Annotated in this window: 19 protein-coding genes; 4 read left to right on the top strand and 15 right to left on the bottom strand. The window is 38.8% G+C overall.

Annotated elements, in window-relative coordinates; all coding sequences use genetic code 11:
- Positions 1-392: 392 nt before the first annotated feature.
- Together H6G79_RS11880 and H6G79_RS11875 are read right to left on the bottom strand one after the other, a co-directional pair.
- The gene (locus H6G79_RS11880; protein WP_190588825.1) at positions 393-1,163 is read right to left on the bottom strand and encodes an SDR family NAD(P)-dependent oxidoreductase; all 771 of its coding nucleotides are present in this window, start codon (positions 1,161-1,163) and stop codon (positions 393-395) included.
- 51 nt (positions 1,164-1,214) lie between these two features.
- On the bottom strand, positions 1,215-1,724 hold the full coding sequence (locus H6G79_RS11875) for a GNAT family N-acetyltransferase (protein ID WP_190588823.1): 510 nt from the start codon (positions 1,722-1,724) through the stop codon (positions 1,215-1,217).
- A gap of 243 nt (positions 1,725-1,967) precedes the next feature.
- Between H6G79_RS11875 and H6G79_RS11870 the strand changes: the two genes are divergently transcribed.
- Positions 1,968-2,636, top strand: coding sequence for a class I SAM-dependent methyltransferase (locus tag H6G79_RS11870; protein WP_190588822.1), 669 nt, complete (start codon positions 1,968-1,970; stop codon positions 2,634-2,636).
- Here H6G79_RS11870 and H6G79_RS11865 read toward each other — a convergent pair whose 3' ends face one another.
- Positions 2,637-3,011 carry a DOPA 4,5-dioxygenase family protein gene (locus tag H6G79_RS11865; protein WP_190588821.1) on the bottom strand — a complete coding sequence of 125 codons (375 nt, stop codon included), beginning with the start codon at positions 3,009-3,011 and terminating at the stop codon, positions 2,637-2,639. It abuts the gene before it with no gap.
- Positions 3,012-3,194: 183 nt separating this feature from the next.
- Between H6G79_RS11865 and H6G79_RS11860 the strand changes: the two genes are divergently transcribed.
- On the top strand, positions 3,195-3,386 hold the full coding sequence (locus H6G79_RS11860; RefSeq protein WP_190588819.1) for an RNA-binding S4 domain-containing protein: 192 nt from the start codon (positions 3,195-3,197) through the stop codon (positions 3,384-3,386).
- Between the two features lie 153 nt (positions 3,387-3,539).
- Here H6G79_RS11860 and H6G79_RS11855 read toward each other — a convergent pair whose 3' ends face one another.
- From H6G79_RS11855 to H6G79_RS11835, 5 genes are all read right to left on the bottom strand, one after another.
- Positions 3,540-3,791 carry a TIGR03643 family protein gene (locus H6G79_RS11855; RefSeq protein ID WP_062290197.1) on the bottom strand — a complete coding sequence of 84 codons (252 nt, stop codon included), beginning with the start codon at positions 3,789-3,791 and terminating at the stop codon, positions 3,540-3,542.
- 74 nt (positions 3,792-3,865) lie between these two features.
- Positions 3,866-7,591 carry a HEAT repeat domain-containing protein gene (locus H6G79_RS11850; RefSeq protein ID WP_190588817.1) on the bottom strand — a complete coding sequence of 1,242 codons (3,726 nt, stop codon included), beginning with the start codon at positions 7,589-7,591 and terminating at the stop codon, positions 3,866-3,868.
- A 535-nt stretch (positions 7,592-8,126) separates the two neighbouring features.
- A complete protein-coding gene (locus H6G79_RS11845) occupies positions 8,127-8,315 on the bottom strand; it encodes a hypothetical protein (RefSeq protein ID WP_062295433.1) in 189 nt (62 codons plus the stop codon).
- Positions 8,316-8,618: 303 nt separating this feature from the next.
- Positions 8,619-9,446 carry an Rpn family recombination-promoting nuclease/putative transposase gene (locus tag H6G79_RS11840; RefSeq protein ID WP_190588816.1) on the bottom strand — a complete coding sequence of 276 codons (828 nt, stop codon included), beginning with the start codon at positions 9,444-9,446 and terminating at the stop codon, positions 8,619-8,621.
- Positions 9,447-9,777: 331 nt separating this feature from the next.
- Entirely contained in the window at positions 9,778-12,411 is a 2,634-nt protein-coding gene (locus tag H6G79_RS11835; RefSeq protein WP_190588815.1) for a tetratricopeptide repeat protein, read from the bottom strand.
- Positions 12,412-12,512: 101 nt separating this feature from the next.
- Between H6G79_RS11835 and H6G79_RS11830 the strand changes: the two genes are divergently transcribed.
- Positions 12,513-12,815 carry a hypothetical protein gene (locus H6G79_RS11830; protein WP_242048283.1) on the top strand — a complete coding sequence of 101 codons (303 nt, stop codon included), beginning with the start codon at positions 12,513-12,515 and terminating at the stop codon, positions 12,813-12,815.
- Between the two features lie 77 nt (positions 12,816-12,892).
- On the opposite strand, the gene H6G79_RS11825 is transcribed toward H6G79_RS11830, so the two are convergent.
- The 5 genes from H6G79_RS11825 to patD form a co-directional block, all read right to left on the bottom strand.
- The gene (locus tag H6G79_RS11825; RefSeq protein WP_190588814.1) at positions 12,893-13,345 is read right to left on the bottom strand and encodes a type II toxin-antitoxin system VapC family toxin; all 453 of its coding nucleotides are present in this window, start codon (positions 13,343-13,345) and stop codon (positions 12,893-12,895) included.
- Positions 13,326-13,568 (bottom strand): hypothetical protein, encoded by a 243-nt coding sequence (locus H6G79_RS11820; protein WP_190588813.1) that lies wholly within the window; start codon positions 13,566-13,568, stop codon positions 13,326-13,328. Before H6G79_RS11820 ends, H6G79_RS11825 begins: the two co-directional genes overlap by 20 nt.
- Before the next feature lie 11 nt (positions 13,569-13,579).
- The gene (locus tag H6G79_RS11815; protein ID WP_190588812.1) at positions 13,580-14,794 is read right to left on the bottom strand and encodes a DUF790 family protein; all 1,215 of its coding nucleotides are present in this window, start codon (positions 14,792-14,794) and stop codon (positions 13,580-13,582) included.
- Positions 14,724-16,334, bottom strand: coding sequence for a DEAD/DEAH box helicase family protein (locus tag H6G79_RS11810; RefSeq protein WP_190588811.1), 1,611 nt, complete (start codon positions 16,332-16,334; stop codon positions 14,724-14,726). Before H6G79_RS11810 ends, H6G79_RS11815 begins: the two co-directional genes overlap by 71 nt.
- A gap of 451 nt (positions 16,335-16,785) precedes the next feature.
- On the bottom strand, positions 16,786-17,145 hold the full coding sequence (gene patD / locus H6G79_RS11805; RefSeq protein ID WP_190588810.1) for a heterocyst frequency control protein PatD: 360 nt from the start codon (positions 17,143-17,145) through the stop codon (positions 16,786-16,788).
- A gap of 282 nt (positions 17,146-17,427) precedes the next feature.
- Here patD and H6G79_RS11800 point away from each other — a divergent pair, with 282 nt between their 5' ends.
- Complete coding sequence (locus H6G79_RS11800; protein ID WP_190588809.1) at positions 17,428-19,692, top strand: bifunctional (p)ppGpp synthetase/guanosine-3',5'-bis(diphosphate) 3'-pyrophosphohydrolase; 2,265 nt, start codon at positions 17,428-17,430, stop codon at positions 19,690-19,692.
- 146 nt (positions 19,693-19,838) lie between these two features.
- On the opposite strand, the gene H6G79_RS11795 is transcribed toward H6G79_RS11800, so the two are convergent.
- Entirely contained in the window at positions 19,839-21,950 is a 2,112-nt protein-coding gene (locus tag H6G79_RS11795) for a glycosyl transferase family 1 (RefSeq protein WP_242048281.1), read from the bottom strand.
- 92 nt (positions 21,951-22,042) lie between these two features.
- Entirely contained in the window at positions 22,043-25,492 is a 3,450-nt protein-coding gene (locus H6G79_RS11790; RefSeq protein ID WP_190588808.1) for an FkbM family methyltransferase, read from the bottom strand.
- Positions 25,493-25,614 lie beyond the last annotated feature (122 nt).

The raw sequence follows: 25,614 nt of genomic DNA, 5'->3' as shown, positions 1-25,614 counted from the left end.
ATATAGGTAAAATATTTCAGCAGTTGCTCAAGATTTACTCACATATTTTTTTAGCACATAAATTTGGACTTTACTACAGCAATAAAGTCCTAAAAACTTGATATGGTTTTGTATCCTCTTTGGTAGAATATTATGTCTTATATTAAGTGGAGATACACCCTAGGTGTTGCTGAAAATTTTAGGCGATCGCACTCTGTAATCATATTGAACTAAAGACTGAATTAACTATCAGCCACAACAGTTATATTAAATAGTTTTAGCTGCTTTTAATTCAGGAATAATGTCTGAAAAATATGTTTAAATACTCGAATTATAAACTAAAATATTATATGATTAATTAATGGGCGATCGCACTTAGCAATCCACCCAATTTAAGCTCTAGCTTCAGATTTTTACCAAGGTAACTTGCTCCCATCCCAAGAAAAAAATTGCCCGCTATCACCTGGTTCTAATTTTTCAATTACAGTTAATAATTGACTTACAGTACGTTCTACAGAAAATAATTTTTCTGGGGGTACATTGCGCTGAAATGGACGAGAAAGACGTGTATCGGTTGTTCCTGGATGTAAAGTGATAACTAAAGTTTGAGGAGAACTTCTACCATACTCAATTGCAGTTGTTCGCATCAACATATTCAGCGCCGCTTTAGAAGCACGATAACCATACCATCCACCTAGTTGATTATCGCCAATGCTGCCCACTTTTGCCGATATAGAAGCAAACACACTGGGTTCTGGATGACGAAATAAAGGTAGTAAATGTTTAGCTAATAACACCGCACCAATACTGTTAATTTGAAAGTAGCGTAGTAAATTTTCTGGATTAATATGTTTTAAGCTTTTTTCTGGTTGTAAATCACCTTCGTGTAACAGTCCAACACAGTTAATTACTAAGTGCAGCTTATTGATTTGGGCGCTGATATTTTTGACCACTGTAACAATCTGTGATTCATCAGTAATATCCATCTGTAGGGAAGTTAATTTATCAGGATATTCCTCAGTTAAATCTAGTAATTCTTGAGCAGTTTCTTCTTGCCGATATGTGGCGTAAATTTTGTTAACTCTTATATCTTGAATCAATTGTTTAACAAAACCCAACCCAATGCCTTGACTAGCTCCGATAATTATGGCATTGGCATTATTAAAGTTTTCTTTAAAAGGCATTTTACTTAGGTGGTAAATTTAGTTTATAATATTATATTTTTTGCTTAATTATCAAGCTTTTAACCGATAAAATAAATGAGGTAGATTAGCATAAATCATTTCCCGCTCATACTTAAAACCTAACTTTTCCATCACTCTTTGCGAAGCTTGATTTGTGGTTAGGGTAAAGCAAACAACTTCTTGTAAATTTAAGATTTCAAAACCAATTTGCAAGATTTTCTCACCCATTTCGGTAGCTAAACCTTGTCCCCAAAATTTAGCCATCAGAGCATAGGCGAGTTCAACTTCATTAATTCCATCTATCTCAGTATTACGAAGACCAGCCCGCCCGACAAATTGATGATTGACTTTATCTCTAAATATCCATAAACCATATCCATAACGCTGCCAATGATGCAAGTTATTGAAAATAAATAGCCGTGTTTCTTCATCAGAACGCACACCACCTAAAGTTGACATCACTTGTTGGTTTTGGTGCATCCGATTTAATTCATGTAAATGCTGAAATTGCAGCCTTTCAGCTAACAGACGATGCGTCTTAAATGTCTCCAATGACTGCATATTTTTTATCCAATAAATTGGCGTTTCTCTCCCTTGTCTCCCTTGTCTCCCTTGTTCCCATATCAAACAAGACTGCTATACTATCTCCTCATCTGCTGAGATCCTAATTTATCTGCGGGTAATTATTTTTGTCTGTACCTCACTAATAATATAAATACAATTAATACTACGTTAAATCGAGCGATATACAGTTATTTGGTAGAATAATTACACAAATCAGCAGTAAACACAAGATAGAAAAATATGTCTACTGGTAAAACTCTGAACCTGACACAAAATTTGTATGAGTATCTGTTGTCTGTCTCTCTACGTGAACCAGAAGTACTTTTACAGTTACGACAAGAAACTGCTCAACATCCCCGTGCAAATATGCAGGTTGCACCGGAACAAGGACAGTTTTTAGCGTTCTTATTCAAATTAATTGGTGCTAAAAAAACTTTAGAAGTAGGAGTTTTTACTGGTTATAGTTCTTTGAGTGTTGCGTTAGCATTACCACCCGATGGCAAAATTATCGCCTGTGATGTGAGCGAAGAGTTTACATCTGTGGCTCGGCGTTATTGGGAAAAAGTCGGTGTAGCAGATAAAATTGACTTGCGACTTGCGCCAGCGACGGAAACTTTAGAGTCTCTTTTAGCACAGGGTCAAGCAGAAACCTTTGACTTTGCCTTTATTGATGCTGACAAAGAAAATTATTATCGTTACTACGAATTGGCGTTACAGTTAGTCCGTCCTGGTGGTTTAATTGCGATTGACAATGTGTTGTGGTCGGGAAGGGTACTGCAACCAGAACTACAGGACTCATCTACCACAGCTATTCGTGAGTTTAATAGCAAGTTAGCTGAAGACGATCGCATTGACTTGAGTTTGATTGCGATCGCAGATGGGCTAACTTTAGCACGCAAGCGTCATTAATTATCTCAATCGTTGCAGGACTTGGATATTCAATTCCAGCTTATTTCCCAACCATAAAGCATGGGCTGTATGATCTGTAACATCATCACCAGTCTCAGGATGAACGAGAACATCTAAACCCCTACGGTTCAACATTAACCAGGGTACAACTTGGGGAAATTGATCTGGCGCAAAGGCGACTTGATACATAGATTTGGGATGTGGCCCAACTGGCTGATCCCGCCAACGTCCCAAGATAACTTCAAATCTAGTACCTAACTCTTCGCGGATTTGAGCAGCAACATCACGAGTTTCGGGATCATAGTAAATATGAGCATGAAACCCGATGATGCTGCTGTTTTCTCTTATGGACTGACTCAGATTATTTTGTGTCATATAGGACTCATATTTGATTTATGAAAAAAATCAGTACACTCACTACTCCCTACTCCCCATTCCCTACTCCCTACCTACACAACTAGATTTCCTATATTCATCAAAATTGTTTCAACCAAGCGTTAAGCTCATCGATAAAATAAAGTTGATGTACAGTGCTAACTACATTCAACAAGTAGCCAGATGATTAAACTCGACCAGTTTTTAAAGTTTTTAGGTATCGCCCCAACTGGCGGACAAGCCAAACTAATGATTATTAATGGTGATGTGAAAGTTAATGGGGTAGTCGAAACCCGTCGCGGACGAAAATTAGTTTCCAGCGACCAAGTAACAGTAGATGGCAAAGTTTTTACAGTTGAGGATGTAATTGAGTAGCAGCATTGTCTACAGTTTATGGGATAAGATGAGCGATCGCTCACTTCTTCCAAGGTAGCTTTGTCCCCATCTCGGTCAAGGCCGAGAAAATTAAATATATAATTAGCGCCCCAGCACTGAGCAAAAAAATTACAACATCGTTATTCATATTCATCATTTTTGATTTTGTGATTTAAATCTGCCGGCAACAAATTCTCGTTTATTTAAATGTTTAGTTTTGCGTTGAGTTACTCGTTCTCGCCACATCCGAAAACTAGATGGTTTCATTTGCTGACGCATTAAGGCAATTACCTGTTTTTCTTCCAGTCCAAACTGTGCCTCAATGGCTTCAAATGGGGTTCTATCTTCCCAAGCCATTTCAATAATTCGATCTATTGTTTGGAGTTCAAGATTTGGTAGTTTCATTATTTTGCTAAGAATTTTTACTGCGGGTTAAATTTATTTTACTTTTTGATTCATACTAATTTCCATCTCAACAATCACGAAAATTGCTCGCCTAAATCAGTTAGCTTTTTCTTCGCCAACTCCCGCACCTGCTCATCTGGGTCATTGGTGGCGCGATCGCGTAACAATGGTAATGTCTGTGGATAGTGGGGATATTGTTCGGTAATGGCTTCTAGTGCGACTTGGCGGGGATTATCTTGAAAACTATATTCCCGCGTAAAGGGGTCGTTAACAGCACAGTTATAAAATAATTCAAATAAATCAAGTTGGTCTTGAAAACCCCTGGCTAACTCCTGTACAGCCACTTGTCGGACATTCGATGATTTATCAACAATAGCGCGTTTCTTGAGAATTACCAGCGTTTCAGGGTCGTTTTTAAATCTTCTAGCTAATTCTTGCAAAGCAGCTTGACGGACATCTGCATATTTATCTGCTGTCGCGTGTTTTTTTAAAATTGGGAGAATATCAGGGTCATTGGTGAAATTTTTGGCGAGTTTTTGCAATGCTGTGCGGCGGACATATTCATTTTCATCGGTGGTGGCGCTTTGTTTGAGAATGAGTAAAGTATCGGGATGATTTGTGAACCCTCTCGCTAATTCTTGCACAGCCGCACGCCGGACATCAGAATATTGATCTGCGATCGCTCTTTGTTGCAAAATCAACAGTGTTTCGGCATCATCTTTAAATCCCCTGGCTAATTCCTGCACAGCCGCACGTCTGACATACTGGTCATTATCCGCCGTCGTACGCTGTTTTAGCCAAGGTAAAATTTCCGGTTCATCTTTAAACCCCCGCGCCAATTCTTCAACGGCTGTTTGACGCACTCCAGAATATTGATCAGTTATGGCGCATTGTTGGAGGATGGAGAAAGTATCAGCATCGTCTTTAAAACTCCTGGCTAATTCTTGCACAGCCGCTTGGCGGACATATTCATTCTCATCATGAATGGCGCGTTGTTTCAGTATCAAGAGAGTATCAGCATCGTCTTTGAAACTTCTAGCTAATTCTTGCACAGCCGCTTGGCGCACAGTCCAGTCATCATCTGTGGTGCATTGTTTTAACCAAGGTAAAGTTGCTAAATCATCTTTAAACCCCCGTGCTAATTCTTGCACAGCTACTTGGCGCACCGTTCCAGAATTATCCGCAGTCACACGCTGTTTGAGCCAGTGTAAGATATCGGGTTTGTCTTTAAAACCCCTGGCTAATTCCTGCACAGCCGCTTGGCGCACATATTCATTTTCATCGCTGGTGGCGCGTGTTTGCAGCAGGGGGAGAATTTCTAAATCATCTTTGAAATTCCGTGCGAGTTCTTGCAATGCTACTTGTCTGACTGTCCAATCATTATCTGCGATCGCCCGTTGTTTTAACCATACCAAAGTATCAACATGATCTCGAAAACTTCTCGCTAATTCTTGGACAGAAATCCGGCGGACATCTTCATGTTCATCAGCATTAGCCAGTTGTTTCAACCAAACTAAAGTATCAGCATCATCTTTCCAAGTTGTCGCCACAGATGTCACTGCTTTAGTCCGAATTTCTTGGACTAATTTTGTTTCTTCCTCATCTCGATAAGGTTGATAATAATAACCAAGGTCATATTTCGTTAAATCTTTCAGCCGATTTAATAATTTATTCGCCGTTGTTGTGACTAACAAGCGATTCCGTACCTCTGCAAGACATTTAGCCGCTAAAAACAAATTAATAAACTTTTCCCCTTCTCCATCTTGCGCCATTAAATATTCGAGAATTTCGCAAACAAACCTCGGCTCAATCATTCCCACAATCAAGCGCAAAACTTCATGCCAAGTTTCATAGCGCCAATGTTTGCCAAACACCTCATTATTTAATTCTTTAATCGACAGTGTTTGTGTTTCCTTAAACTGCCAGACAAACTCCCAAGCACAAAAATATTCTAAAAAAGTCCGATGGACAAAAGCATAATAATCTGCGCCTAAAAAACACAACATAAAATTGCGAGTCCGTAGTTGATTAATCATCACCCGCGCCACTTTAGTTGGGTTTTCAAATTCAATATTTTTTAAATAGCGAATCAAAATCTTTTCTAAATCATGCACACTAATTAAATTGCCAGTCAACCCTTTAGCACTAGTTTGCATGTGATAAGCGACTTGACGCAACATCGCCTGCTTATCTTTATAGTCAATCGTTTTGGGATCTAAGCGTGAATCTTCTACTAAAGCGCGTTCCACATCCCATTGATGTAGCAATACTCGTGATGCTTGTTCATAAAGTGTGGCGCGATCGCGGGGCAATTCTTGGTTACGATTGAGAATGGCCATCATCGTTAACAATAGCGGATTTCCTGCCAATTCTGCAATCGATTTTGAAGTATCAATCGCTCTTTGTAACCGTTCCCGTTTCCGTAACTTATCTTCTTCATCATGAAAAGTTAATTCATGCCAGCGATAGATAAAATCTTGAATTTGTTCTGACTCCAAATCTTGCAACATAAAATGGCGAAATTCCGCATCTCGTAACCGTTGCGGTTTATAGCCAATTACCCGCGAAGTTACAATTACTCGCACATTAGGATAGACATTCGTAAACCGATGAATATCTGTAATTACATCTTCACGCTTTCCCAACTCAAAAACTTCATCTAAACCATCAAACATCACTAAAGCATTTCCCGCTTTTAAATGTTCGTGGAGTTGATTTTGATTCAGATGATGAACTATACCACTACATTTATGAAAAAACTCTAAGAAATTACTGCACTCATTATTCTCACGTCTTCTAATATAAGTGCGTAACTCAATTAATAAAGGAATTGGTTGAAAAACAATATTGTTTAGTGGTGTTTCCGCCCAATTCAACGCTAAAAATTGCAATAATGTCGATTTACCAGAACCTGGATCACCTAAAATAACTATATATTTATAAACCGGATCATTAATAATATCTAATACAGAAACAATTGGTTGCTCAAAATAAACTCGGCGGTAGCCTTCTAACTCTTCTAGTAAAATTTCCGCTTCTATTTGATTGCTATCTCGCTGCTTTTTGAGATGTTCTTTAGGTAATTCATGTACTTGGGGTAAAACTTGATGTACTTCCCGCACATTCTGAGCAATAAACATCCGCCATAACTTCAATTCGTTATAAGCATACCCAGTGGTATCTAAACTATCTAACTTCAGATTTCCGTAACGCTCACATAGTCCTTCTTGATACTTCTGTAAATCAAAATCTGTCGGAATACCAGATATATCTTGCAGACTTTTAGTTATTTCTTCTAAATTTTGACTATCTAAAAGAGAGCGTAACTTATCTGACTCACGAATAATCGCCTTAACTTTTTTGATATATCTTTTAGTGAGTCTTTCCCATTCAAAATCCTGGGGTAAACTTGGTAAATTCATTTCATACCAAGTACGAAAAAGTACTTGAGCATCTAGAGAGTGACATTCTGCTTGAAAAGGATAACCGAGAATCTCTCTAATAAAGTGGCTACTAATAAACTCTTTTAAAGTTTTAGTATATTGTTGCAGTGCTAGTTCTTCGATATCTGCATCTTCTAATTCCTGCTGGATTAATTCTAAAAATTCCTTTAAGGCTTTGCCAGCAATAATTTCGATTTCTTCCTTTTTAAGTTGCTGTAAAATGTTCTTCGGGATACACTTTAATATATCCTTAGCCCAGTCCTTGACTACATCTTTGGCTAATTCCTCAAAAATCGGTTTAAAAGCAAACCCGACAGCTTGAGTTACGCCCCAAACAGCCAACCAATCTATTATCATAATCGCATTTACCCAGGTTTCGACTTACAAGATATACAACCGTTTCAGAAGTAAACTAAGGCAGGTAAAAGATTATGAGCATTTTTCTCTAAAAAGTACTTTATATTTAATTGTAACCAATTATTTTTATTTAGATAATATATAAATAATTTTCTTGATGAGATTAATTTCAAGGTAATATATGAATTTTTATACTATGTATAGATTAGATTTTCAATTATTAGTAATAACCGTAAATAAGTCAATTTACCTGAGCAGCTAATAATACCAATTTGCAATTCGCAATAGATTTGTGTAGGTTGGGTGGAGGAACGGAACCCAACATTTACACATACTTTGTTGGGTTACGCTATCGCTACACCCAACCTACTATTCTCTTAACTGAACCGTATTGGTATATAGAGAATTTGCGTTGTATATTTTTACAGTTAAAAGGAGCCAGAAAAATTTTCTGACTCCTTTATGTTTCGGATTTCGTGAGTATATTAAGTATGTTTAGCATTTCCAGTTTTATCTGATGCCGATGTGAATTAATTTATTCTCTACTTGGCATTTCAGCTTCCTGAATTGCTTGCTCTAGAAAAATTTTGGCATCTTCTATTTGCCCAGCTTCGATGCAACCATGAATAATTTTGCACCATTCAATTAAAACTGCCAGCTTTTTTGTGTGAGTTTCAGGAATCAATGATTTTGAAATTGTGGAGTAAAGGCGTAAGTTCTGCATTTAAAGACCTCCTTAAGAATTTACCTATATCTCCATATTTCCCAAATCCATCTCTTTATTTACTTACACTTAAGATAGATATATTAAAATACTTAAGGCTTTTTTAAGTATTGCGATGATCCTCATTCTCCGGTGCGATCGCACTTCTGTTTCACTAAAATCAGCGTATAAATACATACACTGAGAAAGCGGAACCCGACTGTAAAACACCAGCATTCCACCTCAGAACCAGAATATTCTCATTTAAAAGCACATCCCTGCACCTGTGCGTGAGATAAAATCATGAAATTTAATTGTCATTTTCTAATCTTCGAGTAATTGCTTCAATTCATCTAGATTCTGAGCAATGAGGATAGAACGTTGAATTGCCTTGAGTTCTTCAATATCAGATATTTGAGAGATTTGTGACATGAAATTCAATCCTTCATTGCCAAATTTGACTTCTAGAGTTAATTCAATGCTGGATAGCCTATCTTCTCGCATAATTTCTTGATACCAGGGTGAAGAACGTAATACTGTCATATCCCACCTCATAATTTGTTGGACTAAAGCACTATCTATGACAAACGTAGCAAAAAACGCCAAGACAGTTTCGAGTTGATTTAATTGTTCATCTCTTTGCAATAAACGCAATGCTTCTCGAATTGTAGACTCGTTTCCACCACCTTGAAGAATTGGCACAAATGGAAGTAACGAGGGTAAAGGTTGTTCAAAGGCAATGCTAACATCTACTTCCCAGAGGTTAATAACGCGGTAGTCTTGGCGCACTTGTAACCCAGCAATATTAGACTCATACTTTGTGGGTATTTCTACATCACTCGTTTTAAGAATATTGATTAGTACAGGATAAGTAGGTAATTTATATTTTTCCTCTGCTAACCCTGCATACGCCCGCATCCTTCGTGGCATTTCGGGATTGTAGCGCAATTGCAATTCATTGAGGACGAGAAATTTTCCATACTCTTGACTTTCGACGCGGATGAGTACATCACTTTCTCTACTAATCCACTGAAATTCAGAGTTGAGGATTTCCCCAGCAATGATATCAGGAATTTGTGTTACCCATTTGACCCAATTATTAGGTGCAAGGCTAATTAAGCGTTTGGTGCTGATATCGGCTGGTTTTGGCATAGAAATAACGGATACGCTCTAAATGTGAAAGTTATGATACTGGATTTAGTTGAGTAATGTTTTGATAGATTGCTGATAAATCTACAATTTAAGTGAAAAAATCGCCTTCATAACAGCATCATTCCAGTTCGGAACACAAAACTTCAAGTGCAGAACACGAAACTTCGAGTGTAGAACATGAACATTCTCGTTGAGAACAGAAACATTCGAGTTCGGAACCTGAAATTTTAAGTTCAGAACATGAACGTTCTCGTTTGGAACATGAAACTTCGAGTTCAGAACATGGAACTTGGAGATAAAAGCTTGATTGATTAGGTTGAGAACTTGAATTTTACTGTTGTGAGTTGAGGCGATCTCGAAGATTTGATAGATTTTCACGACACTTGATAGTGCGGGAATGACTTACCCCTAATCGTTGCTCAAAAATCTCCAAAGCTTGCAAATACAACGGTTCAGCTTCGGTGTAACGTCCTTGTAAGTAGTAGAGTAACGCTAGGTTGTTGAGGCTAGAGGCAACATCTGGATGTTCTTCTCCCAGCAGTTGACAGCTAAGTGCCAATGCTTGGATTAAAAGGGGTTCCGCTTCGCTGTATCTGCCTTGGGAACGGTAGAATGCCCCTAGGTTGTTGAGGCTAGTAGCGACAAATGGATGTTCTTCTCCCAGCAGCTTGCGCCAGAGTGCCAATGCTTGGATTAAAAGAGGTTCGGCTTTGCTGTATCTGTCTTGGGAGTTGTAGAGAAACGCTAGGTTGTTGAGGCTAAGTGCGACATCTTGATGTTCTTCTCCGAGTGAATTACGCTTGAGTGCCAATGCTTGGATGTAAAGGGGTTCGGCTTCGTTATATCTGCCTTGGGAGTTGTAGAGAAACGCTAGGTTGTTGAGGCTACGTGCGACAGATGGATGTTCTTCTCCCAACAGCTTGCGGTAGAGTGCCAATGCTTGAATTAAAAAGGGTTCTGCTTCGCTGTATCTGCCTTGGGAGTTGTAAAGTACCCCTAGGTTGTTGAGGCTAATTGCGACAGATGGATGTTCTTCTCCCAGCATTTTGCGCCTGAGTGCCAATGCTTGAATGTAAAGGGGTTCGGCTTCGCTGTATCTGCCTTGAGATAAGTACAATGCCGCTAGGTTGTTGAGGCTACGTGCGACATCTGGATGTTCTTCTCCCAGCAGCTTGCAGTAGAGTGCTAAAGCTTGGATGTACAAGGGTTCTGCTTCGCTGTATCTGCCTTGATATATGTAGAGTCCCGCTAGGTTGTTGAGGCTAGTAGCGACATCTGGATGTTCTTCTCCCAGCAGTTTGCGCCTGAGTGCCAAAGCTTGAATTAAAAAGGGTTCTGCTTCGCTGTATCTGCCCTGGGAGTTGTAGAGTAATGCTAGGTTGTTGAGGCTTTCTGCAACAAATGGGTGTTCCTCTCCTAAACGTTTTTTGGCAACTTCTAGACATTGCCTATACCAAGGTAAAGCCTGGTTATATAACCCCTGACCATTGTAAAAATAGGCTTCACCGACAAATGGTGAAATTAAATTATCATCGCTAACGTATTGAATGAGATGATTCGCTACTTCTGCTATGTGAGGTATGGCGGGGGATAAGGCGGCGATTTGCTCAAGGATGGGAATTTCAGGAATATCTTTAGCAACCCCTACCATTACCCCACAAAAACTTTGCTTAAATTCCTCTTTCTGCTCTAAACCTTCGAGCTTATCTTGAAAAAACTCCCGCAATAGGGGATGCAGTTGATAAGTTCCATCACTTTTGGGCTGAACTAGATGTAACTGTAACAACTCACGTCTAGCTTGTTTCCAATTTTGCTCCTCATTATTTATTGTGATTCTCTCCACCAACTCCCAAGGAATGGGGGCTAAAGCAAATAAACTCAAAACACAGCCTAAATATTGAGCATTTTCTCGCAAACGCCGCCAACTCAACTCAAAAGCCGCAGCAACACCCAATTCAGTCTTCATTTCTTGTGGAACTTCGACTAAAGCCGGATTTTTCAGACGCTCTTTTTCCAAGTCTTGCAGCATATCCGCTAAGGATAACTCCTCATCACCCAACAAATAACGCCCGACTAATTCCAAACCCAGTGGTAAATATCCCAACCACTTACAAAGTTTTCTCGCAACTAAAGGCTCATGTTGCAGTCGTTCCCTACCAATTATCGATTTTAATAACTGCATCGCCTCTAGTGGTGTCAGCACATCTAAATCTAAACGCACTATCGGCGACTGTAATTTTTCCCGCGTGGTAATTAACTGCTTAAACCGCGAAGGAATAGAATCTAAATAAAACCTAACTTCATCTCGATAGTTAATGACGTTATCAATTACCAGTAAAACCTCACCTTCAGGCCATTTTGTCAGACAAAATTGCACTCTCCCAACTAAATCTAAATCATCTGGGGGTTTTAATTGCAGCTTATTAGTAGCAAACTGCACCAGTTGTAACCCCACATCCTGCACTGCGGATAACCAACAAATCCCGCCTTGATAAGTAGTGCGATGAGAATGAGCGTATTGCAAAGCAAGTTCTGTCTTCCCGACTCCGCCCATCCCCGCAATAGCTACCTGTTGATTCTTTTTCAATAACTGATGGAGTTCTTGCAATTTCGCTTCACGTCCGACAAACTTTTCCCTAGGTAAAGCCAGGGGAATATTATGATGAATCTCTTTTGTTGGTGAAGTATTGGGAACACCGTTATATTTTTTTGTCAGGTAAGCTTTTAATATTTCCAGCTTTCCGCGTTTAGAGGTGACTAACTCAGGACAACTCTGAGCGAATTTCTTATACACCTGCCCCATGCGCTTTGTGAAGGCTTCCTCACCAATATCAATATCGCTTGCTAGTTTTGCTTCACCTTTATCTGTGTTTTCAACTTTCAACCGAACTAAAAAAGCTTTTGTTTGCTCTGGGGATAACTCATGAGTAATAGCTTCTTGTCGTAAAAACTCATCCCATTGCATAGCCAGCCTGACAAAATTTTGCTTGATTCTACTTATGTTACACCTTGCTTCTACTTTGTCTCTATTTATCAGGAATCTCCGGCTTTAAAGGCAGAAATACTATGAAAACAGTAAAATTCACTGAGGTTCGCGCCATGAATACTTCTTTATCAACTTCCACTAACCCCCAAGCTTCTAACCAAACTTCACAGTTAATTCCAGTATCTTCCTCAACAATGGAAAATCCCTCTGCTTGGATACGTGACGGCTACAGTCCTACAGAAATCCTTCTTGCAGCAGCATTTTTAACTTCTTTATTGATGGGAGGAACTGCGACTTTGATTATGGCAATAACTGGATTAGTCAAAACTTTAGCACCAACAATCCACCAAACTAAATCCAGTTCAAGCAAAGCTAAAAACTAAACTTAGCACAGAGAAAAGAAACCCAACATTATCCAGACTTTGTTGGGTTACGAGATCGCTCCACCCAACCTACTTTTCTAATCTTGTAATGGCAACACAGTAATTAATTCAGAAAATCGCGCAAAATCATTTGTGTTGTGGGTAAGTAACTGAGGAATGCCGTAAACTAACATCGTGGCGACAATGTTGGCATCATAAACTTGTCTGCCACCAATAGCAATTTCAGTCATCAAAGATAAAAGCTGTTCTGTAACTTCAGGTGTATCCTCAACTACGCGAAATTGAGTTTGAAAAAATCTAACACGCTCAATTACTATGGCAACAGGTCGAGGATTTACGAATGCTTGTGGACGAGTCAGAACCATCAAAAATTCTCGCAAAACTTGGCGACTAATCCATAACTCAATTCCTGTATCATAGAAATTTTGAATTTTCTGTATTGCTGCTTGGTGAAAGGGAGACTCGGCAACATTCGCATAAACTAAGATATTTGTGTCTAAAAAAACAGAGTTAGCGTCCCCAGTCACCATACATATCCTCACGGCTTAAAGAAATATTTTCAGGCCAAGAACCGTAATTATCTACTGGAAAATTGAGAGGAAGACGTTTTTGTTTGCTTTCTAATTTCTTGACTAAGGGTTGTTCATCAATTACTATTACTACTTGATGTTCACCCTCTGGAATATCTAGCGGTAATTGGGCTGTCATCTTACCATCTTTAGTAACTGTGACAATTGTTTCTATACTTTTCATCTTGTTCTTCCTTAATCCATTACAGCTAACACAGCTTTGGGTAATAACTTATCTTTAAACCACACAATTCTCGCAGGGACATCATTTAATTTCACCCCAGCTTTTTCTAAATTCAGCCGTTCGGAAATTGCCAAAATCAAATTATCACAACCTGCACGCCGCACCTGAGAAAATTTCTTTTGTAAATATTCTGGTCGCCAATAACCGACAATTTCTAATAGAAATTCTCTGCCATCAGGATGCACTAGGCGAAAATCGGGAATCATCACGCTACCAGGAATGGGAATTAAATCAACTTCTCGCTCTAATACCCAGTCAGTTTTTAAAGCATCCCATTTATCAGCAAAGGAGGCTTCTAGCATACTATCGTAAGGCTTACCTTTAGAATAATGCGATACTAAACCACATTCAGAATTGAGGGTAAATCTGCCAGTTTTCCAAGTATCTGTGTAAACATCACGGGTTTGTAATGTTGCTGACAGACTCCATTTGGTGACATGCAGTAAAGCCGGAATTAATTTAGCGATCGCCAGCCCATATCGTGTACTAGGATTAAATAAACTCGTCGGCCCATCCACTGTAATTGTAAAGCCGTGGTCAGCATCACCTTCTATATAAGCCATGAGTTGAAATAATTTTAAATAGCGAAATAATAGCTTATATTCTCCCGGTACATTGCGATGAGCATTTAACACTAATTGACTCGCTTTATAAAAAATTCCCTGCACCTGGGACAAGTTATATCTATTTAAAATATCTACAGGCGAAGGTGTATCAAATTGGGTCAAAATTTTATTTTCTGATAAGTCAGCATACAAACCAGTCCGCACCTGTTCTAACAAAACTTCTCGCTCTAATTCCTGACTTAATTCATCAGCAATTTTGCTTAAAGTTGCTTGGGTTGATTCTCGGCTGGCTACAGATTTTGCCGCCAAAGCAAACACTCTTTCTCTTAACATTGGCGGTTCCAAAGGACTCACCACTTCAAAAGTACAAAAATTGCTTTTGATAATATAAGCTAATCCCCGCTTGACACGATAATCTGTCGCATCACCTTCTAAATCTAAAAGCTGCTTTTCTAATTCCCCTTGCGTTTTTCCCTGTGCTGCTTGAAAACAAGCAATTAATTCATTAGTCAACGCCAAATGTTTATCATCAATCTTCAGCCTTTTCGGAATGATTTCTTCTCCGTTTAGGCGATGACTTAGTAACTCCGTTGGTAACATCTTCTGAATTTTGAGTTGAATATTTTATTTCTAATTGTTCCGCCGCCTTTAAACCTTTTTCCTGACCACTTCCATAGATAACCTGTAAATTCCCTTTCTTTTCTTTCTTCCCTTCGCGCTCTACCCTTCGGGAAGTCGCTGACGCGTCTATGCGTCTTTGCGGTTCGTATTTCTCCTCACCCCGCCGCCGCGCCGAAGTCCCTTCCTCACTCGTATCTTCCGCGATTACCTCATACAAAATCGCCTGTTTATTTTCCACATTTCCCTTGCGTAAAATCCTCCCCAACCGTTGAATATATTCCCGCGTTGAACCTGTTCCCGACAGAATAATTGCCACTGAAGCCGCCGGGACATCAACACCTTCATTCAACACATGAGAAGCCACCAAAGTATTATATTCACCTTCGCGGAATTTAGTTAAGATTTCATGGCGTTCTTTGACTGGGGTTTGATGAGTAATTGCTGGAATTAATAAGTCTTGGGAAATTTTATAAACTGTCGCATTATCAGCCGTGAAAATTAACACCCGTTCAGGAAAATGTGTGGCTAATAAATCAGCTAAAATTCGCAATTTGCCATCAGTTCCTAAAGCAATTTCTTTGGCTTCACGATGTGCTAACATGGCTCTACGCCCAACTTGCGATCGCGCACTCATCTGCACAAACATTTGCCAACCTTGAATACTTCCCAAAGAAATTTTAGATTGACGCAAAAAATCATTGCGGGTTTGAATTAATTGATTGTATCTTTCCCGCTCAATTTGGGATAATTTCACTTTTATTTGGACAATTTCATGTTCGGCTAAGGCTTTCCCCGCCAAATCTTCGGCGCGTTTGCGATATACCTCTCGACCGATCAAAATATTTAAATCAGCGTGTTTCCCATCGGTGCGTTCTGGTGTGGCTGATAATCCTAACCGATAAGGTGCGATCGCATATTCGGCAATTACCTTGCTAAAATCTGTCGGTAGATGATGGCACTCATCAAAAATAATCAAAGCATATTTATTTCCCAAAGATTCAGCATGAATGGCTGCACTGTCGTAAGTTGCTACTAATATCGCTGTCTTATCCCGCGAACCGCCGCCTAGTAACCCCACCTCCGCATCGGGAAATGCCGCAACTAAATGTGCATACCACTGGTGCATTAAATCCAACGTCGGGACAACAATTAACGTAGTACGCGGTGTTGCTTGCATCGCCATCTGCGCCAGATAAGTTTTACCCGCCGCCGTTGGTAGCACTACTACACCTTGTCTTCCCGCCAACTTCCAAGCCGCTAAAGCTTCACTTTGGTGGGGGTAAGGTTCCATTTCCAAACTCGGAACCAATTCTATCGGGTAAAATTCCTTCGCCTCATCAATAAACTCTACTTCTTCCCCTTGCAGTGCTTCCACCACAGCCCGGTAACGCATCGCCGGAATGCGAAATTTTTCCACACGGTCATCCCATGTAGCATAATCCATCCAAGCTTTACCGCGTGGTGGTGGGTGCAGAATTAATGTACCGCGATCGAAGGTTAATTTGGAGATGCGAGCCATTCCGAATTGCTTGGGGATTGTCCTGTACTAAGTAACAATCCTACAGTTATTGAGCAAGTAATGGGTGGAAGGCTGTACTTCGACTGCGCTCAGTAACCAGGGTGTAAGAGTGTAGTATGCAAGATATGTGTATAAACATATCCCGCAAGGAACTTAAGTTCCTTGCTCACAGCAAAAGTCATCTAAAGATGACTCAATGTACCCTAAATTTTTGAGTCTACTTTAGTCGACTTGAGCTATTAGCCTTGAACTTGAGTTCAAGGCGGGTGACAAAGCCAACGGTGACGCTTTCTCCACACCCACACCCTGGTTACTGAGCGCAGTCGAAGTACACCCTCATACCCCTACACCCTAAATATCAGCATTAAATCTTCATCAACTTAGAGAGACTATGTTGTGTACCAGATTTCTTTGATCCTGATGAATTTAACGGCAAAACTTAACAGACAGACTAATCCTCAGAAACTTCTGGTGTCTCTTGTTGCAGTATGGCATGGCAATATTGAATTAAAGTAGTGAGGCGATCGCTCATGGTTTGAAGTCTGGTTTTTGCTGTGGCTGCCTGCCTTGCGCCTTGGAAAAATGTGATATCAATTTCCAATAAGCGCAATTGTTTACTGATTTCCGTTTGATAAGACAGTTCTTTGGAATCTGCTGTTGCTAAAGGCACAATCTCGCGTTGAAACAACTGCTGCAAATCAGCAACACGCTGTCGCAGTTGGGTTTTGTCAAATTCCCCAGCAGTGACATCAGACCGTAACTGCACTAATAACTTTGCTAGTGCTTGATATTTATCACAATTTAAAGACATCTAGTGCCATTTAAGATAGTATTAATGACAAGAATTTTTTATTCTACAGTATATCTTCTTGAACCACTATCACTATCACAAGCCTCAAATCCCCTTTTGAGGCTTATTCGCCATCGTAGGTTTTTCCAAATGATGCTTGTTGAAAGCTAAAATGGAGGACTACCACAAGGCAAGAGACTCATCATCCTCACACTGCATTTACCGCCCCACCAGGGACACAGGATCACCATTAGTTGATGCTGTAAACTTCGTCCATCTTACTATTTACCGATCACCTTTTGTATGAGCGGCATAGCTACTAGTACTTCAATTGACGTTACACTTCCAGAATGGCTCAATAAATGTTTACGCGAGTCATCACCCAGAAGTGTCGAACCAGAAGACCGAAGACAGAATGATGCGTCGTTAATTTGTCGAGCATTTTCTTTTGCCTATCAACTCCATCATGGACAATTTCGCAAATCTGGAGAACCGTATATTTATCATCCCGTTGCTGTAGCTGGGCTGCTACGCGATTTAGGGGGTAGTCCTGCTATGATAGCAGCTGGATTTCTTCATGATGTAGTTGAAGATACAGATGTCACAATTGAAGAAATAGAAGAGCTATTTGGCTCAGAAGTACGGCGGTTAGTGGAAGGTGTAACCAAACTTTCTAAAATTAATTTCAAAAGTAAAACCGAAAGCCAAGCCGAAAATTTCCGCCGGATGTTTTTGTCAATGGCGCAAGATATTAGAGTAATTGTAGTCAAGTTAGCAGACCGTTTGCACAATATGCGAACTCTGCAATATATGTCAGAAGATAGCCGTCGTCGCAGCGCCCAAGAAACACGAGATATCTTTGCACCTCTAGCCAACCGTTTGGGTATTTGGCATATTAAGTGGGAACTGGAAGATTTAGCTTTTAAATATCTGGAACCGGAAGCTTTTCGCCAAATGCAGCAGCATGTTTCGGAAAAACGCACGGCGCGAGAAGAAAAATTAGCTAAAGCCACAGATATTTTACGAGAACGTTTACAACAAGCTGGAATTCGCTGTTTAGATATTAGTGGTCGTCCCAAACATTTATACAGCATTTATCAAAAAATGCAGCGACAGCAAAAGGAATTTCATGAAATTTATGATTTAGCGGCGCTGCGAATTATTGTCGAAACTAACGAAGAATGTTATCGGGCTTTGGCGGTTGTTCATGATGCGTTTCGCCCCATTCCCGGCAGATTTAAAGATTATATCGGTTTACCTAAACCCAACCGTTACCAGTCTCTGCACACTGGGGTTATTGGTTTAACCGGTCGTCCTTTAGAAATTCAAATTCGCACTCTGGAAATGCACCATATCGCCGAATATGGTATTGCAGCCCATTGGAAGTACAAAGAAACAGGTGGTTCTAATAGTCCGTTGACGGCGGCTGATGAAAAGTTTACTTGGTTACGGCAATTATTAGAATGGCAAAGCGACCTGAAAGATGCCCAAGAATATTTAGATAGCGTTAAAGATAACTTATTTGAAGACGATGTTTATGTGTTCACGCCCAAGGGTGATGTTGTTTCTTTAAATCCTGGTTCTACTAGTATAGATTTTGCCTATCGCATTCATACAGAAGTTGGAAACCATTGTTCAGGTGCAAGGGTAAATGGGCGGATAGTACCGTTATCTACAAGGTTACAAAATGGCGATATTGTCGAAATTCTCACCCAAAAGAATGGTCATCCGAGTTTAGACTGGTTGAATTTTGTCAGAACTTCCACGGCAAAATATCGGATTAAGCAATGGTACAAGCGATCGCGCCGCGAAGAAAACGTCACCCGTGGGCGAGACTTGTTAGAAAAAGAACTCGGTAAAACTGGTTTTGATAATTTGCTAAAATCCGATGCAATGCAGACTGTGGCCGAAAAGTGCAACTATCACAGCGTCGAAGATTTACTCGCAGGTTTGGGTTACGGCGAAATTACCTTAAATTTAGTCCTAAATCGCTGGCGGGATGTGGTCAAGGCACAGCAACCTGCGACAATGGTCATACCACCATTTGTCCCCAAAGAATCATCAGCCAAAGCTTTACGGGATGTTCCCCACAGCAGTTCCCGCGCCAGCGATTCGCCGATTCTCGGTGTTGAGGGTTTGGTGTATCATCTGGCGGGGTGTTGTACACCAATTCCCGGAGAATCAATTATTGGCGTAGTGACACGCGGTCGGGGAATTTCTATCCATCGCCAAGGCTGTCACAATTTGGATAGTGTTGAAGGCGATCGCCTAGTGCCGGTAAAATGGAATTTGGCAGTAGAAAATAGTTCTCGCCCCCACACTTACCCAGTCAATATCCAAATTGAAGCCCTAGACCGTGTAGGCGTTTTAAAGGATATTTTATCGCGGTTAAGTGACCAAGGTATTAACGTCCGTCATGCTCAAGTTAAAACAGCCAGTGGACAACCAGCATTAATGGACTTAGGCATAGATATACGCGATCGCTCCCAACTTGAACAAGTCTTTGTCCAAATTAAAAAAATGAGCGACATCATCAATATTCGCCGCGTCGGTCAAGCAGAGGAGTAGATATTTTGAGGTGACAGGTGACAGGTGACAGGTGATAGGTGACAGGTGATAGGTGACAGGTGACAGGTGACAGGTGATAGGTGACAGGAGTAGACAATATTTACTCAGCACTCCAAACCCAGCACTCAGCACTCAGCACTCAAAACTCAGCACTCAAAACTCAGCACTTTCCTGTAAAAACTTTCCAACCCAGCAACACAAGCCTGGTCATCAAATAATAAATGATGACGCTGGCTGATTTTTTCGGCAATGTGGTTTCGCCAAGTTGAGTCTAGTCCCAACTTAACGGCGATATCAATATATTCTGCTTCATTGGCGGCGATGGTTTCAGTCACTCCCAGCATTTTCAGAAAGCTATCTGAGTGACGACCACGCATAAATTCTCCTGGACAAGTGACAACAGGGAGATTACAAGCGATCGCTTCTAAGGTAGTATTACCACCAGACCAAGTAAAAGTATCCAAATAAACATCTGATAATAAATTAATCATCAGATAATCTAGGCGATCGGGAATATTTAAAAATACACAATAATCTTCACTATTTAAACCTATCGCTGCAAAAGCACGTTGTAGGCGCGACCGAAGTAAAGTTCCTCGCAAAAATACAAATTTAGCTTGCGGTACACGATGGGCTATTTCTGCCAAAATAAAATCATACTGGGGTAAATATTTAAACGGTGCTTGGCAACATAAATAAATCGCCGCATCATCTGAAAGCTGAAAATCTGAACGAGTTTTGATGATTGGCGGAATATAAGGTTTGGGGTAAGATACACCAATATTAGGTAAACGAATTAGTGTTTCCGAATAATGTTCTTGAGCATTTTCCGGTTCCATTAACTCACTTGATAAAAAATAATCAATTGTTGGTAAACCTGTTGTTACCGGATGTCCCCAAGCTACACACTGCACAGGCGCAAGTCTCAGTGCAGCAATTTGCATAGTTTGTGGGTTCATGCCAATTTCTGGAAACACTAAAATATGTAAATTATCAGCAATTACTTGTTCACAAACTCCCGGCAAGTTATAAGGAATATGGTGAAAAACATCACTATATTCTTGAAATTGTTCTGTAACTGGATCTGGGTCATTACCTGTATAGTAACAGTAAATTTCAAAGTATTGATGATTACAATAACGTAGCCAACCAGTTAACCATAATGTGCCACTATAAGAATGTAAATAATGTGAAAGATAGCCAACGCGGATTTTTGGCTGTGGCTGGAGTTTTGGCATAGATAAAGGCGCAACCCATTGGGGATAGTTAGCCGCCATAATGTCATGCACTAACTGTCCATATTGACGTTGTAAATCTCGGTCATTTTGGGCTTGATAAGATAAATAAAAGTTAGTTAAACGACCTATACCATTGAAGGCATTAATTCTTGCTTCTGGAGTATTTAAGCTAGTGTTTTGAATTAAATCTTGTAAGCCTTGGGTGTAACGCTGACGATAAAATTCTATTTCATCTACATAATTATAAATGCTAGGTACTGTTAAATATTTCAGCAGTCTAAAAGTATAATCATCCGGCAAGCATATACAAGCATGTTCCGCACTAGCAATTGCTTCTTGTGTTCTACCATCACGCCGCAAGTCGATGATTAAAGAAAAATGCAAACTCCCTTCTGTGGGATAGAGTGCGATCGCCTGATGTAGTGTTGTATAATAAGCCTCATTTTGCTGAGAACTTCTGTAGGAATGAATTAAATTCCTGTAAATTTCTAAGTTATTGATTTGCAATTTTAGCAGTTTTTGATATTGTGCGATCGCTCCTTGCCAATATCCTATTTGAAATAATCTATTTGCTAAATCATAAATCAGTTGCACTATTGATATAGTACTAAATTCATCAATTGTATATTCAGAAATATTAGTGATTGAGGCTGGATGAATGTTATCTAAAATAATTCGCGCATGAACTTGATGAGATATCATCTCCCATTGCTGAAAATCCGAACTATCAACTAGCGAAACTTCACAACCTGCACTAACATCAGCATCATCCGCCATCAGCAGATTCATCAATACACCAGACAATACTAAATTAGCAACATCTTCCGCAACATCACTAATATCAATCATTAGATTTATCTGACCACTAGCAGGATGATTGTTGACGGAATGAATTACCTTCTCTAAATCTTGATACAGATTATCTTCTGCCTGTGACCAGTCAAGAAAAACAATTATATTAATATCGTTAGTATTTAGAAAATCTGAATCATTACTCAATTCTTCTGTGGTGCTAATCAAGTTATCTTCTCCTTCTTTTTAAACTAGAGTGAGTGCCTTAATACTAAAGCACTCACCATTAACTAAAATTATTCAAACTGTTAGTTCAAACTTTATAAAACACAAAGTTGATTAATAAAATTTTCTAGTTCATAAGCTGGTAGTGTTTCTATTGGGAGTTCTGCCAAAACTGCCTTATCTTCATGTTCTAAAATAATTCGGCTGCTGAGACGAGGTAATAAAGCTTGCCATTGAATATCTGCTAAACTACCAACCAAATAAATTTCTAATCCCTCACTGATATCTAAATCTTCTTCCATCAAAAGATTCATAGTGATGCCAGAAAGTAATAGTTCTGCATCTTCAGTAGAAATATTACTGGTGTTAATTAATAAAGTAGTTTTTTGACTATCTGGATAAGTTGCGATCGCTTTAATTACAGATTCCAATTCTAACCCCAGCAACTCTTCCGATTGCGACCAATCAGGGAAAACAATAACATTAATTTCCTTCAACTTCAAAGATAGCAGACTAGCATTAATCAATGTAGTACTAACAATATCAGCCATTTTCGTCCAAGAAAACTTTTGTGCTTGCGCCAAACCAGCCTCAATCAATACTTGACGAATCCTCGGCTTTTGGATATCACATAAAGCATTTACCATTCCATCTACATCATCATCCTTCACATATATTGCAGCCTCTCCTGCTACTTCTGGAATTGAAGCATTCGGACAAGTAATCACCGGACAACCACAAGCCATTGCTTCAACAATTGGCATCCCAAAACCTTCATATTTAGAAGGATAAACCAATGCCACTGCACCAGAATAAGCTGTTGCTAACTCCTCATCACTAAGTTGCAACATATAAACAGAACTACCTGATGTACAAACTCTAAATTCTTCTGCTAATATCCCACCACTACCTGTACAAACAATATCAAAACCATAGCTATTAGAAAGCTGAGAAAATGCTTGGAAGAATAGCATCCCATTCTTATAACCATTACCAGCCCCAACTAAAATAAAGTAAGGTTTATTAATGCCGTACTTGTAGATAAAGCGACTAATATTTTCCTGTGAACTGGGAGAAAATATTTGATGCTCAACTCCATTTTGAGCTATTACTATAGATTCTAAAGAAATCTCTGGAAAATAATTTACTAAGTCTTTAGCTGTATTCTCTGAAACAGCAAGATAAGCTGTGGCATGATGAATAGCATAATGCTTTTCTCTCCACATTGGATGTTCTAGATTCCATCCAAAAACTTCTGGAATCATATCATGAGCTACAAATACAGAAGGTGTTGTTAATGGGGTTGTATAGTAAGAAGAGATAAATAAATCTGCACCTTCCTCATCACATATTTCTTGAAGCATCTGTTTATCTGTATCGGTATCGTTATAGTCATAAACAGGGATTGTACGATAACGGATACCATTAATTTTGGGTGCTGTATTGCCTCTATCTAATACTAAAATGTGATTAGCAAATTCACTATTTGACCATTGCTCTAGCAAACTCCGCCAAACTCTAGCAATTCCTGTTTGATAGAGTTGAAAGAAGACACCATCAATTAAAATATTACGTCGAGGTAAAGTTTGAGATTTGGCTTTAGCTAGTTCGTAAATTTTAATAGTTTCTTGAATATATTTATCCCAACTGAAATTCTGAGCTTGTTGAAGGGATTTTTTCGCTAAATTTTCTCGCAATGCTGGTTCAGAATATAATCGCAGTATATTATTCTCAATTCCTAATATGTCATTAGGATCAAGCATAATTCCGGCATCTCCAACAACTTCCGGTAAGGAAGAAGTATTCGACGTAATTACCGGAGTTCCGCATTGCATAGCTTCTAATGGTGGTAAGCCAAACCCTTCATAAAAGGACAAATATAAGAATGCTAATGCACCAGAATATAAAGGTGCTAAATCTTCATCAGGTACAAAACCTGTAATAATAATTCGGTCTTTTAATTCTTGGAATTTGTCTATTTCTGCAAAAATTTCTTCATATTGCCACCCTTTTGTACCTACTAATACTAGATTGAGGTCATGAATATTCTGGTTTTGAATTAGTCTCAAAAAAGCCCGAATAACATGAGCAATATTTTTTCTTGGCTCTAGGGTTGATAAAGTTAAGAGATAAGGCTGATTAGGAATTTTATATTTTTGTTTAACTTGGTTAATTACGTCTGAATCAGTACAAGGATAAAATTTTTCTTGATCAGCAGCTAAATGCGTGACTAAGACTTGATTATGATTGAGATTTGGTCGATATGCACAAATATCTTGTTTTGTAGATTCAGAAATACAGGAAACAAAATCATTTGTATCTATCTGCTCTATAATAGTTTTAACTATATGTTCTGAATTATAGTTAAAATATTGTGGATAAAGAATTGGAATTAAGTCATACAATGTAATGATTCTGGTAGCAAAATAGATATTGTGAGGTAAAGGATAATAAGTCGAGTGATAAATGTCTACGTTCAGATATTTTAGCTGTTCTAATTGAAATAGAGGTAGAGTCCTTTGTTCCAAATTTTGGTTTATATAACTTTGACAAGCTTCAAATAAATCAGGACTACTGGTGCATAAATAAACACAACAATCAGGAGATTTTAGTAACCCTTTTAAGAGATTTTCTGTAACCCTAAAAACTCCTGTTTTAGCTGTTTCTAATACAGTACCTAAGCCTAATACAGCAATATCCAAGGCTATTTTAATTTTCTCTGTCTGATTGACAGATGATGAATCTGCTTGTTTATGCAAATCATCATATAATTTTGCTTGTACAGTGGTAACTGTAATTAAATTTTCTAATTGATTGTTTCCTTGTACTATGGGTTCATATATTTGTTGATTGATAAATCTGTAACTTACGTAATTATCTAGAATATTAACAGGAAAAGCAAAATATTTTGATAAGTGATTTGACTCTTCAGCTATATAGTAATCATTAATGCCATCAAAAAAGACTTGTTGATAGCCATTTTGAATTAAAAAATTAGGAATATCATTTTTACACCGAATATTTGTACCGGGAAGTGTAGTTTCTATGATTAATAATGTGGGTCTAAATTTTTCCCAATTACCACCAATAATTACTTTTTCCTCTAATCCTTCAACATCAATTTTAAGGAAATCAATTGTTTGATTAACATATTGTTGACAAATTTGCGCTAAAATCCTCACTGGAACATTATATCGATAAATCTCTAAACCTTTATTTTGGGCAATCTCTTCAGCTCTTGCTTGATTGCAAGTCGAATTACCAGGATCGCCTACTACTTGAAAAAACTCTAAGTTTCCTTCTACATTACTTATGGCTACATTCAAGTTAATATCTCGAATACGTTCTTGCTCAAATAGATTGTAATATTCTTTTATAGGCTCTATATTGATTCCTGACCAGCCACGATCATAAAAAGCTTTGGTTACAGAATCAACAGTTGGATGTAAAGCACCAATGTCAATGTAAAATCCTTGTGATTTATCTTTAAATACTCGGTTTAGTAAAACATCTTCAAAATTTTGAGCGTATGAAATAAATGTCATTTCTCCTAACCTCACTTGAATGATTATTAATAATTTAGTAATTGTTGTACAAACAATTTTATCTACAACAATTTATAAAATAGATAGAAATTAATACTTTTACATTGCTTTTCTATCAAATC

The sequence above is a fragment of the Anabaena sp. FACHB-83 genome (assembly GCF_014697485.1).
Lineage (GTDB): Bacteria > Cyanobacteriota > Cyanobacteriia > Cyanobacteriales > Nostocaceae > Nostoc_B.
This window is presented reverse-complemented; position numbering and strand designations above follow the sequence as displayed.